This is a genomic window from Oscillochloris sp. ZM17-4, from assembly GCF_019599295.1.
Classification (GTDB): Bacteria; Chloroflexota; Chloroflexia; order Chloroflexales; family Chloroflexaceae; genus Oscillochloris.
Window position 1 is genome coordinate 61619 of the sequence record NZ_JAIEWN010000021.1, and the last position, 13558, is coordinate 75176.

The following is a 13558-nucleotide window of genomic DNA, read 5'->3' on the forward strand; positions in this document are numbered from 1 at the left end:
CGCCCGCGCCGACACGCTCTACTGGCCCTTCGGCCTGGCCTTCATCGCCGGCTGGTTCTATGTGGCCGACACCGGCAACCGCCGGGTGCTCGGCTGGCGCGGCCCGCCCGCGCCCGGCCAGCCCGCCGACCTGGTGCTCGGCCAGCCCGACGCTGTCTCCCGCGATGAGAACCGCGGCGGCCCGCCCGGCCCCGCCAGCTTCCGCTGGCCCCACAGCCTCGCCGGCGACGCCGACACGCTCTGGGTCGCCGACGCCGGCAACCACCGCGTCCTGGCATGGTCGCCCCCGCCCGCCGAGGACCGCCCGGCCGACCTGGTGCTCGGCCAGGATGATATGGCCACCGCGCAGGAGCTGGCCTACTTCGCCCAGGGGCCGTCCCGCCAGCGGTTCCCCTATGCCATCGCCTTCGAGGGCGGTGCCCTGACCGTGGCCGACACCGCCAACAACCGCATCCTGCGCTGGGCCGTCGCCCCGCGCGGCGGCCCCAACGCCCCCGCCGACCTCGTGCTCGGCCAGGCCGACTTCGCGGGCAACGGCGAGAACCGCTGGAAGGCCGTGGCCGACGACACCTTCTGCTGGCCCTACGGGATCTGCCTGCACCGGGGCCGGCTCGCCGTGGCCGACTCGGGCAACAACCGGGTGATGATCTGGGCGCCCGACGGCGCCCTCTGAGCGGCGGGGCTGCGCCCCTGCACCAGCTGTATGTTGGGTGCGGGCGGCTTCGCCGCCCGCACCCAACATACAGAATCTTTGGGGGTGGCGAAGCCCCCCCCAAACCCCCGCCCTGGGGTGAAGGCCACAACTATGGTAGAATCCAAATACTTCTTGCGGCCATGCCGCAGGCGAAAGGAAACCGCAATGTGCCTCGGCATCCCTGGGAGAGTGATCAGCACCTACGAGCGTGACGGCGCCCCGATGGGCAAGGTCGACTTCGCCGGCATCGTTAAGGATGTCTGCCTGGCCTACGTGCCAGAGATCCAGGTCGGCGAGTACACCATCGTCCACGTCGGCTTCGCGATCACCCGCATCGATGAGGAGTCGGCCCAGGAGACCCTGGCCATGTTCAGCGACCTTGGCATCCTCGACGAGGAGCTGCGCGCCGAGGGCGAGGAGATCGCCCCATGAAATACCTCGACGAGTTCCGCGACCCCGAGCTGGCCGGGCGGCTCTTCGACGACATCCGGCGCATCACCACCCGCCCCTGGGCGATCATGGAGGTCTGCGGCGGACAGACCCACTCGATCATCCGCAACGGGATCGACCAGCTCCTGCCCGACCAGATCGAGCTGATCCACGGCCCCGGCTGCCCGGTCTGCGTCACCCCCCTGGAGCTGATCGATAAGGCCCTGGCGATCGCCGCCCGCCCCGATGTCACCTTCTGCTCCTTCGGCGACATGCTGCGCGTGCCCGGCAGCAGCCAGGACCTGTTTAAGATCAAGAGCGAGGGCGGCGATATCCGCATCGTCTACTCGCCGCTCGACGCCGTCAAGATCGCCCAGCAGCGCCCTGAGCGCCAGGTGGTCTTCTTCGGCATCGGCTTTGAGACAACCGCGCCGGCCAACGCGATGGCCATCCTCCAGGCCGAGCGCCTCGGCCTGACCAACTTCTCCATGCTGGTCTCGCACGTGCTGGTTCCGCCGGCGATCAGCGCGATCATGGAGTCGCCGGTCAGCCGGGTGCAGGGCTTCCTGGCCGCCGGCCACGTCTGTAGCGTCATGGGCACCCACCAGTACGGCCCGCTGGTCGCCCGGTACCACGTGCCGATCGTCGTCACCGGCTTCGAGCCGCTCGACGTGCTGGAGGGCATCCGCCGCACGGTGGCCCAGCTGGAGGCCGGCGAGGCGAGGCTCGACAACGCCTACGCCCGCGCCGTCAGCGCCCCCGGCAACCTGCCGGCCCAGAAGGTGCTGGCCGAGGTGTTCGAGGTGACGGACCGCACCTGGCGCGGGATCGGCATGATCCCGCAGAGCGGCTGGCGGCTCAGCGCGCGCTTCCGCCCCTTCGACGCCGAGGATCGCTTCAACGTCGGCCACATCCGCACCGAGGAGTCATCGCTCTGCCGCAGCGGCGAGGTGCTCCAGGGCCTGATCAAGCCCAACCAGTGCCCGGCCTTCGGCAAGGAGTGTACGCCGCGTATGCCCCTCGGCGCCACCATGGTCAGCAGCGAGGGCGCATGCGCCGCGTACTACCAGTACGGGCGGTTTGTCCATGTCGATGCCTAGGGGCGCAGCAGCCCCGTCGATGCGTAGGGGCAAAGCAGCCCCAGATGGACCACCAGGTAGGTGAGGCACAGCTGCTGCTGCGCCCTTACGGAGACGGATCATGTCAAACGTACTCGACTTCGAGGGCTGGGTCTGCCCCGCGCCCCTGCGCGACTACCCGAACATCGTGATGGGCCACGGCGGCGGCGGCAAGCTCTCGTCCGAGCTGGTGGAGAACCTGTTCCTGCCGGCATTCCAGAGCGCCACCCTGGAGCAGCTCGGCGACTCGGCCGTGGTCGAGGCCGGCGGCGCGCGCCTGGCCTTCTCCACCGACTCCTTCGTCGTCCGCCCGCTCTTCTTCCCCGGCGGCAACATCGGCGACCTCGCGGTTAACGGGACGGTCAACGACATCGCGATGAGCGGGGCGCAGCCGCTCTACATGAGCGCCGGGTTCATCCTTGAGGAGGGCATGCCGATCAGGCAGCTGGCCGCGATCGCCCAGAGCATGGGCGCGGCCGCCCGCGCCGCCGGCGTGACGCTCGTCACCGGCGACACCAAGGTGGTCGATAGGGGCCACGGCGACGGGGTCTACATCACCACCAGCGGCTTCGGCGTAGTGCCGGCCGGCCTGCGCATCGGCCCCGGACAGGCCCGCCCCGGCGACGTGGTGATCGTCAGCGGCGACATCGGCGTCCACGGCATGGCCATCCTCAGCGTGCGCGAGGGCCTGGAGTTCGGCGCGCCGCTTGAGACTGACTGCGCCCCGCTCAACGGACTGGTGGAGGCCATGCTGGCCCGCACCCAGGCCATCCACGCCCTGCGCGACCCAACGCGCGGCGGGGTGGCCTCGGCCCTCAACGAGATCGCCATCGCCTCGCAGGTGGGCGTGCGGATCATCGAGCGCGACCTGCCGGTGCCCCAGGCGGTGCGCGCGGCCTGTGAGATCCTGGGGCTCGACCCGCTCTATGTGGCGAACGAGGGCAAGCTGCTGGCCTTCGTGGCCCGCGACGATGCCGACGCGCTGCTGGAGGCCATGCGCGCCCACCCGCTCGGCCGGGGCGCCACCATCATCGGCGAGGCGACGGCCGAGCACCCCGGAATGGTCGTGGCCCGCACCGGCATCGGCGGCACCCGCGTGGTCGACACCCAGGTTGGCGAGCAGCTCCCGCGGATCTGTTAAAAGGCAGTAGTAGCGCAAAAGGAACGCCGTCACCCTGCACGTGCCCGGCCCGTAAACGGGCGGGCTACGGTTCTGCGAAGGCCGCCTGCGCGGCCTGCCTGAGGCCGCGCAGGCGGCCTTCGTCAAACAAGAGCCCGCGGCTTTAGCCGCCGGGCGACGCCGCACCGCGTAACTTCTGCGCTACTGCGCTAAAGAATACCCATCTCGCAGAAGATTTCGTCCCCCCCCAACATCACGAAAGAGCAAGCAATGGAGCCCCACTACAGCCGAAAGGTGGATGAGAGCCGCCTGATCGCGCTAGAGAAGCTGCGCGCCGAAGCCTGGAAGCTGGCCCTGATGGCCGAAGATGAAGCTGAGCTCGTGCAGCGGCTGCTCGATACAGCTGGCCCGGTGCTGGGATGCGAAAGCATTGCCTATATGCCGTATGGCCAGTGCCGAGACAACGTGGTCGTTCAACAGCAGTGGCGCGCCGACGGGCAAGGCATCGGGCTGGGGGAGATAGTGCCCGGCTGGATATTCACCCGCTACCTGGGGCAGCCGTATGTGCAGCTCTCGTTTGATCAGGCGCCATCCTGGCTGAAACCGGCGCTCAAACCCTTTGAGCAGAAGTATAGCCCCAGATCATCGCTCGTCATCCCCTACGGCAACCCGCACCGGCCAGAGGGGTATATTGCCCTTAACCACAACACCTCCTCTAAAACATACAGCATTGAGGAGGTTGGCGTTTGCATTGATCTGGCCGACATTATTCGGCTCCGGTCGAGCCAGCTACGCACGCAGGCGGCACTGCAGGAGCAGCAGGAGCGCCTGGAGCTGGCGCTGCTCGGGACTGACCTGGGCGTCTGGGACTGGGATGTCCAAACGGGCAAGATGCTCTTTAACCAGCGCTGGGTCGAGATGTTGGGCTACACCCCGGCTGAGATTGAGCCGCATGTGCGCAGTTGGCAGCACCGCATCCACCCCGACGACGCTCCGACCGTCCAGTCGCTGCTCGCCAATCATCTGCAAGGGTGCGCCCCCACCTACCAGACAGAGCACCGCCTGCGATCTAAATCCGGGCAGTGGAAGTGGGTGTTAGATACCGGCAACGTCGTTGCCCGTGATGCCCAGGGCAACCCCGTGCGTATGGCCGGGACCCATCAGGATATTACGAACCGTAAAGAAGCCGAGGGGCTCTTACAGCTTCAGCGCGACTTAATCCTGGCGCTTGGCGCCACCAGCGATAGCAGCGAAGCCTTCAAGCAGGTTCTGGCAGCCGCTTTTCAGATCGAAGGGATCGATTGCGGCGGCGGATACCTGGTAGATACGCGAACCGGCGCACTGAGCCTGATTGCGCATGAAGGCTTATCGCCGCAATTTGTCGCCAATGCCACGTATTATCCGGCCGACGCGCCCGAGACCAAACTCATTATGGCCGGGCAGCCGGTCTACAAAAGCTATAACGCCGTCGCCCAGCCCGATGAGGAAAAGCATCAAGAGGGGTTACGCGCCCTGGCGGTGATACCCGTGTTGCACAACGGACAGGTGATCGCCGCGCTGAACTTATCCTCTCACACACAGGATGTGATTGCCCCAAACACCCGCTACGCCCTAGAGGTGATTGCCGCCCAGATTGGCGTTGTGATCGCCCGGATCAAGGCAGAGGTGGCCCGCCAGGAAAGCCTACAGAACCTGCAAACGCTCTTTGATACGGTGAGCGACTTTCTGTTTATCCTTGACGCCGGGGGGGACATCGTCAACATCAACCCGGCGGTGCAACAGCGGCTGGGCTACTCGGCGGAAGAGCTGCTGGGGATGAATGTCTTAGCGATACATCCGCCGGAGCGACGCGAGGAGGCCGGGAATATTGTCGCCGCGATGCTCGCTGGCGAGCGCAGCTTCTGCCCGGTACCATTAATCACCAAAGCAGGCCAGCTCATTCCGGTTGAGACCAAGGTCGTGAAAGGCCAGTGGAGCGGTCAGCCCGGTCTGTTCGGGCTCTCGCGCGATATCACCGAGCGCCTGCAATCCGAAGCGGTGTTGCTAGAGCGTGAACAGCTGTTGCATGCGCTCTTTAGTCAGGCGCTTGATGGCTTCTTCTTTATGATGCTGGATGCGCCAGTGCGCTGGGATGACACGGTGGACAAGGATGCGGTGCTGGATTATGCGTTTCATCATCAGCGCATCACCCGGATCAACGCGGCGATACTGGAGCAGTACCGGGCTACCGAAGAACAGCTTATCGGCAAAACGCCGGGCGGCTTCTTTGCGCACGATAGCGCCCAGGGCCGGGAGATCTGGCGGCGGCTTTTTGACGAGGGGCGGCTGCATATTGAGACAAATGGATGTAAGTTTGACGGCACCCAGATGTGGGTTGAAGGCGATTATGTCTGCTTATATGATTCGGACGGACGGATCACCGGCCATTTTGGCATTCAGCGCGATGTCACCCAGCGCAGACAGGCCGCGGCAGCCTTACAGGAAAGCTACCGCCGGCTAGAGACGACCCTTGCCGAGCTCCAGGCCACGCAGCAGCAACTGTTACAGCAAGAGCGGCTGGCCGCAGTGGGCCAGATCGCCGCCGGGATCGCCCACGACTTTAATAATATTCTGACGTGCATTCTCAGCTACACCGAGCTCCTACAGATGTCACCGGAGACGCCGGAAGCCCTGCAATCCGACCTGGAAACAATCAAGGAGTCGAGCCAGCGCGCGGCCCATCTGGTGCGTCAGCTGTTAGATTTCAGCCGAAAGACGATCCGCCACCTCCGGCAGCTCAAGCTGGACACCTTTGCGCGAGAGACTGTCAGCTTCTTAGCGCGCGTCATCCCGGAGCATATTCAGATCACGCTGACCGTCGCCCCCGGCGACTACCTGATCGAGGCCGACCCCACCCAGATGCAGCAAGTGATCACCAACCTGGCCGTGAATGCCAGGGACGCGATGCCCAACGGCGGGGAGTTGCGCATTGGGCTGGCCCGGATTGTGTGTCAGGGCGACACCTGTTGTTCAGTGTGCCATCAGCCCATCACCGGAGAATGGGTGCAGCTAAACATCACCGACACCGGCAGCGGCATACCGGCCGATATCTTGCCCCGGATATTTGAGCCGTTCTTCACCACCAAGGATGTCGGTAAAGGGGTCGGGCTGGGCTTGTCGCAGGTGTACGGCATCATGAAACAGCAGCGGGGCCACACCTCCGTGGAGAGCCAGGTGGGCAAAGGCACAACCTTTACCGTCTACCTGCCCCCGTCAGCGGCAAAGGAGATACCAGCGACGACGGAGCCAACGCACATCACGAAGGGCCAAGGCGAGACGATTCTGCTGGTCGAAGATGAGCCAAGCGTATTAGCGGTGACAACCGCTATGCTCCAACAGCTGGGGTACCAGGTTCGTGTCGCCTCGAATGGATTGGAGGCCGTGTCTCTGCTTGACGTGTACCACGATGACGTGGCACTGGTTCTGTCGGACATGGTGATGCCTGATATGGATGGGGCGGCCCTCTTTCGTCACCTGAAGGTAAAGACCCCCCAGATAAAGATGATCATCATGAGCGGCTATCCGCTAGGGGAGACGGGCGTGTCGCTCCTTCAGCAGGGTGTCGTGGCCTGGTTTGAAAAGCCAATACCCTTTGGGCAACTGTCAGCTACCGTGAGCAGGGTGCTGTCAGGAAGAAAAGGGCGGTGGGGGTGAGGTGTGGTCGCATATCTGGGGCGACCACGTGGACACCTTCGGGCGACCGCGTTGGGCCTCCCCTACGCCCCCGCCATCCCGTGCTGCTTCCACGACGCCAGCCCCGCGCGGATCAGCTCTGTCCCCGAGGCTAGGCTGATCTCGCGCCCCTCGCCCGCGCCGTAGACTGAGACGACCGCGTAGGCCGCCACCTTGCCGGTGGCCATCGCCGCGTCGATCACCGCCGTCACCGCCGCCATGCCGGGGCCGTCCGGCTCGCGGGTGCCGTGGTTCGGCACAAGCGTTATGTCGAGTATATCCGAGTCCACATGCAGGTAGAGCAGGTCGCAGCGGTCGGCCAGGTCGGCGACGGCGGGGCCGAAGTCGACGCCCTTGCGCCCCGGCTCGGCGGCGGCGATGGTGGCCTCGGTGGCCCGGATGAGCTGCTCCTCGGGCGCGTAAAGGTTGCGCACGTCCACAAAGAGGATGCGGTCGGTGGGCAGGGGCGCGGCGACCCCGGCCCGCTCACGCCACTCGCGCTGGCCCAGCCCGGCGCAGACGGACACCGGCATGCCGCCGAGCATGCCCGAGAGCGTCGTGTTGGGCGTGTTGAAGTCGCCGTGGGCGTCTAGCCAGATCAGGCCGATGCGCGCCGTCGGCCCGTGGGCGCGCTGGAGCCCGGCGAAGACCCCCACGGCGTGCGAGCAGTCCCCGCCGGTGACGAGAACGGCCCGCCCGGCGGCCCGCCCGGCGGCCACGGCGTCGCCGATCACCGCGCAGATGAGGCCCAGGTTGGCCGGCTCATCGGGCAGGCGGCGGGCCTCGGGCATCTCGGGCTCGCCGTAGGTCACCGGCACCCCGATATCCCAGTAGACCGCCGATGCGACAAAGCCATCGAGGCAGCGCTCATCGCCCTCGGCGCGCCGGCTGCCCCGGTAGCGGATGCCGAGCACGTCCAGGGCCGACAGCGGGCGGGCCTGTGTAGTCATAGCGTCTCTCCTCAATTGCAGATTGCAGATTGCAGATTGCAGATTGCAGATTGACGCCAATCTGCAATCTGCAATCTGCAATCTACAATCAATCACGCCCCGTGGGCGATCGCCGCCTCGATCATCTCCAGGCTCACCTCGGTGTCCCCGCGGGCGCGGGCGGCCTGCTCGGCGGCCAGGCGCAGCGAGCGGCTGGCGCTGATCCGGGCCAGGAAAGGCACCTGCTCGATCGCCGCCGTCAGCCGGTTGGTCGCCGCCACGCTCCAGGCCATCGTCTCCGACGAGCGGTCAGGCGCGGCGGCAGCCGCAGGCTGCGGCGGCCCGGCCTGTCCCCTCTCCCCTGTCCCCTGTCCCCTGACCAGCTCCACCGGCAGGAAGTTGAACACCATGTCGTAGAAGCGGTTCACCAGCTCCTGCATGATGTTGGCCGCCCCGGCGTAGCCCATGAAGGGCGTGCCCGTGGTGCGGCGCACCACCGGGCCGGGGAAGGTCGAGGCGATGAAGTGGCTGCCCTTGGCGTTGGCCTCCGAAAGGTAGATCTTCTCGTTGATGCTGCCGAAGACGAAGGCCGGCGCCTTGGCGTGCAGGCGCTTGCGGATCTCGATATTGTCCGGCTCGTCCTCGCGTCGCGGCCGGCCCGAGCTCCAGGCGACCTTCATGCCCAGCTCCTCGCCGAGGAACTGCCTGAGCCCCTCCACGTAGCTGCGCCCGCCGACGATCGCGCAGTCCACCGTGGCGAACCAGTCGCTCTGCGGGCCGCGCCAGAGGTCCCACACCGGCTGGAGCGTGGTCTTCTTCTCACTGCTGATGAAGGCCTCGACCTGCGCGGCGGGCGTGCCGAGCAGCGCCCCCAGCTCGCGCAGGAAGGTGGTGGTGCCGAAGACGCCGAAGGGGGCGAAGAGGTAGGGCCGGCCGAGGGCCTGGGCCAGGCCCTCGCCGAACTCGCGGTAAAGCACCACATTCGCCGCCGCGTCGGCCAGCTGCGGCGTGCCGGCGATGCTGCCCGCGTAGGGGTAGACTAGGTTCAGCTCGCCGCCGACGCCGGCGACCAGCCGCTTCAGCTCGTGCAGGTCGGCCGGGGCGTTGAAGCAGCCCAGCGACGGCCCGATGATATTGACCAGGTTGGCCGCCTTGGGCGGGGCATCGGGTGCCACGAAGGGCTTGCCGTACTCCTCCCAGGCGAAGAGCAGCGCCCGGTCGCGGCCCTGCCACTCGTCCTGCTCCAGCGACTGGCTCCAGAAGAAGCGCGCCTCCGGGTCGAGCTGGGCCACGTACTTCGTGTGGTCGGCGCTGATCATCTCGCTCTCGGCGGTGCTGAGCACGATCAGGCGCTTGCCGTCGAGCGAGCCGAGGCTGCGCAGGTCGTCGATCGTGCGCTTGAGCGCCTTCGCCGTGCCGGTGATCACATCCTCCTCGCGGATCGAGGTCGGCGTGAGGTTGGCCATGTGCGGCAGCGCGTCGGTGTAGTCCGTCACCGCCATGCCCAGCAGGTTGTAGCAGCCGATCGGCGCGTCGCAGATGATATGCACGTCGGGGAAGCAGCCGAAGACCCAGCTGGCGCCCCAGTAGGAGCTGGTGTCGGAGATATCTCGAATCAGGGTGATGGCCATATATCGCTCCGCGAATGTTGAATGTTGAATGTTGAATGCTGAATGTGGCCATTCAACATTCAACATTCAGCATTCAACATTAACTAAAGAACTCCAGCATCCGCTCGTAGAGCGGCTTCCGCCCGAGCAGCTCGCGCACGAAGCTGAGCGAGGCGATCATACCGCCGGCGAGGAAGAGCGGGCGCACGCTGAGCATGTTCGTGTAGTAGACCGAGGGGATGCCCAGCTCCTTGGCGTGGGCGGCCAGGGTCGTCGTGCCGATCACCAGGTCGAAGGTCCAGTGCTCCATGGCCGCCTTATCGTCCTCGATCGCCTTGCGGTAGACCACCGCCTCGCAGCCGTGGGACTTCAGCCAGGCCTCGTCGGCGGCGGTGAGCATGCTCTGGCCGATGCTGGTGCTCACGTATGGCACGTGGGCGCCGCCCTCGATCAGCAGGCGCGCGTAGAGCATCTCGTTGCCCTCGTAGCCCGAGATCAGGATCGTCGCCCCCTTGAGCGGCTGGGTCGACAGGAAGCCGCGCGCGGCGGCGACCTCCTCGTCCGCCACCCGCTCGACAATATCGTCGTCGATATCCAGGGCCGCGCCGACGGCGCGGATCCAGGCCGCGCTGCCCTCGACCCCGATCGGGGCGCCCGTGACCACGCCCACCCCGCGCTCGCGCAGCACGCCCACCGTCTCGCGGTAGAAGGGGTGCAGGGCGGCCACGGCGGCGGCCTGCCCGGCCAGCTTCAGCTCGTTGACGTGGCGGCCGGGCAGCGTGGTGATCACCCGCCCGCCCATCTTGCGCAGCACCCCGTCGATCATCAGCGGGTCGGCCGGGAAGACCTCGCCGAGCAGAGCCAGGGTGCGCGGCTCCTGCTCGCTCGCGCCATCTACGAAGCGGCGCATCACGGCGGCCAGGGCGATATCCTTGGCCTCGGGGTGCGAGTGGATGGCGTAGGCCGGCACGCGCACCAGCACCACCGGCTTGCCATCCACCTCGGTGGGCAGCAGCTCCTCGGCCAGGCCGGCCGTCTCGGCCACGCACAGCGAGATCACCGGGATGACGCTGACGTTCTGCTCCTTAGCCGCCTCGGCGATCGCCGCGTTGGCCGCCTCCTGTACCTTGCCCGACGAGAGCTCGGCGGTGCCTAGCTGCGGGGCGATGATGCTCTTGCGCGCCGCGTAGAAGTGGGTCACAAAGGTTAGCCCGTAGAGACAGCCGGTGTCCGTCACCATCGCCGGCTGGGCGCCCTCAATGCGCGAGAGCACCCGCAGCGCGCCGAAGGCCGGGCACATCGTCTGCGGGTGCAGCTTGCAGGAGCCCTCTTTGTAGGGCTCCTTCGCATCGCTATCGCCCGCCGGGCTCAGTGGAATAATCTCTGCCATCAAGCAGCTCCTCTGCTGCGCGTACGGCCAAGCCACGCTGGCGTGAAGCCGGCCTGGGGCCGCCGCATCTATGATAGGTACCGGGTGAGTCGTACCGGTATTATACGTCAACTTCTACGCATCTGGGCAACTTTCACAGCCAAAAGCTTTTGAAAGGCCATCCAGTCGCGTAGAACGGTATATAATACGTTCAAGAGAGCGACCGCATCAACGCAGCAGTGCGCGCCACACGAGAGAAGGCAGATCATCCATGACACATACGCCAGCGCAGGCGTGGCCACGCACCAGGCGAGCGATATCGCTCCGAGTCCGCATGGGGGCCGCCTTCGTTATCGCCGCAATCATCACCGCAGCCCTCGTCAGCGGCGCGAGCATCCTCACCTCGCGGCAGGCGCTCACGGATGTCGTCGGATCAAACCTGCACACCCTGGCCACCGACCAGGCGGCGATCGTCGGCGGGTTTATCGACACCCAGATCATCGCCCTGCGCGCCCTGAGCGTCGGCCAGGGGATCGTCGCGAGCGCCGAGATCGCTAACCTCCAGTACTCCAGCAGCCCCAAATCCATCCGCGCCCAGCTGGCGCGCCAGGAGGGGGAGTGGCGGAGCGCCCCCGATAGCGCGGGGATCGTGCAGACCAGGATCAGCAACTCCCCGGTGCGAGTCAGCCTGAGCCTCTTCCAGAACCTCCAGCCAGACAGCATCCAGGTCGTCCTGGTAGACAAGCAAGGCGGGCTGATCGCCGCGACCTCGCGCCCGGAGCACTACGACCAGAGCGGTGAGCTCTGGTGGCAGCAGGCGATGAGCGGCGAGCCCTTCATCGAGCAGTCGCTGAACGAGGCCAGCGGCATGGTGCAGCTGCACATCGCCGTGCCGGTGATGAACCTGAGCAGCAACAGCACGGTCGGCGTCCTCCAGACAGTCTACCAGCTCGATAGGCTCGTCGCGCAGCTGTCCGGCGTACGGGTGGGCGTCAGCGGGAGGGCGCTGCTCCAGATCGATCACGACCAGCTGCTGAGCACCGACACGATGATCCGCGCCGCCGACACGGACGCGGTCAGCGCGCTGGTGGCCAGCGGGGCCGACTACCGGATCGGCAGCTTCGAGGGGGGCCAGCGGCTGCTGAGCATGGCCCCGGTCAGCGCGTCGCCGGCCATCGCCCGGCTCGGCTGGAGCATCCTGCTCTATCAGGATCAGGCCGAGGCCCTGGCGCCGGTCGATGCCGCGCGCAACACGGGCCTCCTCGCCGCCATCGGTGCGATGATCGTCGCCGGCGTGATATCCTTTGGCATGGCGAGCCTGATTGTGAACCCGCTCGCAAAGATGGCCGCCGCCGCCCAGAAGATCGCCGCCGGCCAGCTCGGGCTCCGGGTCGGCCTCTCACGCGGCGATGAGATCGGCCAGCTCGCCAGCAGCTTCGACGCGATGGCCGACTCGCTTGAGCAGCGGATCGCCTCGGAGCAGCACGCCCAGGCCGAGCGGCTTCAGCTCCAGGAAGATGTGATCCACGTCCAGGAAGAGACGCTGCGCGCGCTGGCGACGCCCTGCATCCCGCTCAACGACCGCATCCTGCTCCTGCCGCTGATCGGCACGATCAACGCGCAGCGCGCCAGCCAGATCTTTAGCGACTTGCTCCGCGAGGTGGCGGGGCGACGCGCGCAGCGCGTGATCATCGACCTGACCGGCATCCCCAGCATCGATGGGCAGGTGGCCGAGACCCTGCTGCGCGCCGCAGATGGCGCCCGGCTGCTCGGTGCCGAGGTCGTCCTCTCGGGGATCCGCGCCAGCGTCGCCCAGACGCTCGTCGCCCTTGACATCCCGCTCGGCCAGATGGTGGTCGTCGCGAGCCTGGAGTCGGCCCTGAGTGGGGGTTAGGGGGTGGGGGTTGGGGAAAACGTCCCACCTCCCAACCCCTAACCCCCAACCCCCACTCAGGGCTGGGCCTGAAGCACCTCCCGGATCCGGTCGTGGCGCTCGATCTCGAAGACACCCTGCGAGCGCGCCACCGCCGCCAGCTCGCGGGGCTCAAGCGCGCAGAGGAGCGGGTTGCCGCCGCCCAGCTGGGTGTGCTCCGCCTCGCTGAGGCAGAAGAAGTCGAAGCTGCCCATGATGTAGCGCGGCAGCGCGAAGGCCGACTCATCGCCCGGCGCCACCGCCACCCAGCGGTTCATCGTCGGGATGCTGAAGACCATCGGGAGATCCGACTGGTTGGAGATGGTGATCTGCGGCTCGCGGGTGTTCGGCAGAGCGAAGCGGGTCGCCGCACAGCCGGCGCTGGTGAGGGTGATGTCTGCGGTCTCCTGGGCCGGGGCGGCGCAGCCCGCGAGGGCGAGCAGCCCGGCCAGAGCCAGAGCGATCAGGCGCGATGCACACATATGTGGTGGCCTCCAAGCTGGCACGGTGATGGTGTGGGTCCCTACATGTAAAAATAACGTTATAGCGCCAGACTATCGCGAATCCCTGCGAAGCGACTGCAATGTTCACGTTGTATTGGCTATAGGCGACGATGCGGCGCTTGGGTGCGACATAACGTCCAGTATATCCCATGGCGGGTGGCCG

General features: G+C 66.6%; 9 protein-coding genes and 1 pseudogene. 6 read left to right on the top strand and 4 right to left on the bottom strand.

The window, feature by feature from the left end:
* The 5 genes and pseudogenes from K2Z83_RS16070 to K2Z83_RS16090 all read left to right on the top strand — a co-directional run.
* A pseudogene (locus K2Z83_RS16070) lies at positions 1-673 on the top strand (hypothetical protein); the annotation flags it as partial.
* A gap of 186 nt (positions 674-859) precedes the next feature.
* Entirely contained in the window at positions 860-1126 is a 267-nt protein-coding gene (locus tag K2Z83_RS16075) for a HypC/HybG/HupF family hydrogenase formation chaperone (RefSeq protein ID WP_220596206.1), read from the top strand.
* Complete coding sequence (gene hypD, locus K2Z83_RS16080; RefSeq protein WP_220596207.1) at positions 1123-2223, top strand: hydrogenase formation protein HypD; 1101 nt, start codon at positions 1123-1125, stop codon at positions 2221-2223. The genes K2Z83_RS16075 and hypD overlap by 4 nt, the downstream gene beginning before the upstream one ends.
* Before the next feature lie 100 nt (positions 2224-2323).
* On the top strand, positions 2324-3382 hold the full coding sequence (gene hypE / locus K2Z83_RS16085) for a hydrogenase expression/formation protein HypE (RefSeq protein ID WP_220596208.1): 1059 nt from the start codon (positions 2324-2326) through the stop codon (positions 3380-3382).
* A gap of 249 nt (positions 3383-3631) precedes the next feature.
* On the top strand, positions 3632-7054 hold the full coding sequence (locus K2Z83_RS16090; protein WP_220596209.1) for a PAS domain S-box protein: 3423 nt from the start codon (positions 3632-3634) through the stop codon (positions 7052-7054).
* Between the two features lie 62 nt (positions 7055-7116).
* Here K2Z83_RS16090 and K2Z83_RS16095 read toward each other — a convergent pair whose 3' ends face one another.
* From K2Z83_RS16095 to bchY, 3 genes are all read right to left on the bottom strand, one after another.
* Complete coding sequence (locus tag K2Z83_RS16095; RefSeq protein ID WP_220596210.1) at positions 7117-8022, bottom strand: arginase family protein; 906 nt, start codon at positions 8020-8022, stop codon at positions 7117-7119.
* A 92-nt stretch (positions 8023-8114) separates the two neighbouring features.
* Complete coding sequence (locus tag K2Z83_RS16100) at positions 8115-9698, bottom strand: nitrogenase component 1 (RefSeq protein WP_255604064.1); 1584 nt, start codon at positions 9696-9698, stop codon at positions 8115-8117.
* 13 nt (positions 9699-9711) lie between these two features.
* Positions 9712-11001 (bottom strand): chlorophyllide a reductase subunit Y, encoded by a 1290-nt coding sequence (gene bchY / locus K2Z83_RS16105; protein WP_220596211.1) that lies wholly within the window; start codon positions 10999-11001, stop codon positions 9712-9714.
* 313 nt (positions 11002-11314) lie between these two features.
* On the opposite strand from bchY, the gene K2Z83_RS16110 reads away from it, so the two are divergent.
* The gene (locus tag K2Z83_RS16110) at positions 11315-12874 is read left to right on the top strand and encodes a HAMP domain-containing protein (RefSeq protein ID WP_220596212.1); all 1560 of its coding nucleotides are present in this window, start codon (positions 11315-11317) and stop codon (positions 12872-12874) included.
* A 56-nt stretch (positions 12875-12930) separates the two neighbouring features.
* Here the strand turns inward: K2Z83_RS16110 and K2Z83_RS16115 are convergent, their stop codons facing one another.
* Positions 12931-13374: a cupredoxin domain-containing protein gene (locus K2Z83_RS16115; protein ID WP_220596213.1), complete on the bottom strand. Its 444-nt coding sequence runs from the start codon at positions 13372-13374 to the stop codon at positions 12931-12933.
* Positions 13375-13558 lie beyond the last annotated feature (184 nt).

Excerpts from the sequence above, each read along its gene's own strand:
- K2Z83_RS16095 (WP_220596210.1), bottom strand. The coding sequence starts at position 8,022 with ATGACTACACAGGCCCGCCCGCTGTCGGCCCTGGACGTGCTCGGCATC.
- K2Z83_RS16100 (WP_255604064.1), bottom strand. The coding sequence starts at position 9,698 with ATGTTGAATGTTGAATGGCCACATTCAGCATTCAACATTCAACATTCA.
- K2Z83_RS16110 (WP_220596212.1), top strand. The coding sequence starts at position 11,315 with ATGGGGGCCGCCTTCGTTATCGCCGCAATCATCACCGCAGCCCTCGTC.
- K2Z83_RS16075 (WP_220596206.1), top strand. The coding sequence starts at position 860 with ATGTGCCTCGGCATCCCTGGGAGAGTGATCAGCACCTACGAGCGTGAC.
- hypE (WP_220596208.1), top strand. The coding sequence starts at position 2,324 with ATGTCAAACGTACTCGACTTCGAGGGCTGGGTCTGCCCCGCGCCCCTG.
- K2Z83_RS16115 (WP_220596213.1), bottom strand. The coding sequence starts at position 13,374 with ATGTGTGCATCGCGCCTGATCGCTCTGGCTCTGGCCGGGCTGCTCGCC.
- hypD (WP_220596207.1), top strand. The coding sequence starts at position 1,123 with ATGAAATACCTCGACGAGTTCCGCGACCCCGAGCTGGCCGGGCGGCTC.
- bchY (WP_220596211.1), bottom strand. The coding sequence starts at position 11,001 with ATGGCAGAGATTATTCCACTGAGCCCGGCGGGCGATAGCGATGCGAAG.
- K2Z83_RS16090 (WP_220596209.1), top strand. The coding sequence starts at position 3,632 with ATGGAGCCCCACTACAGCCGAAAGGTGGATGAGAGCCGCCTGATCGCG.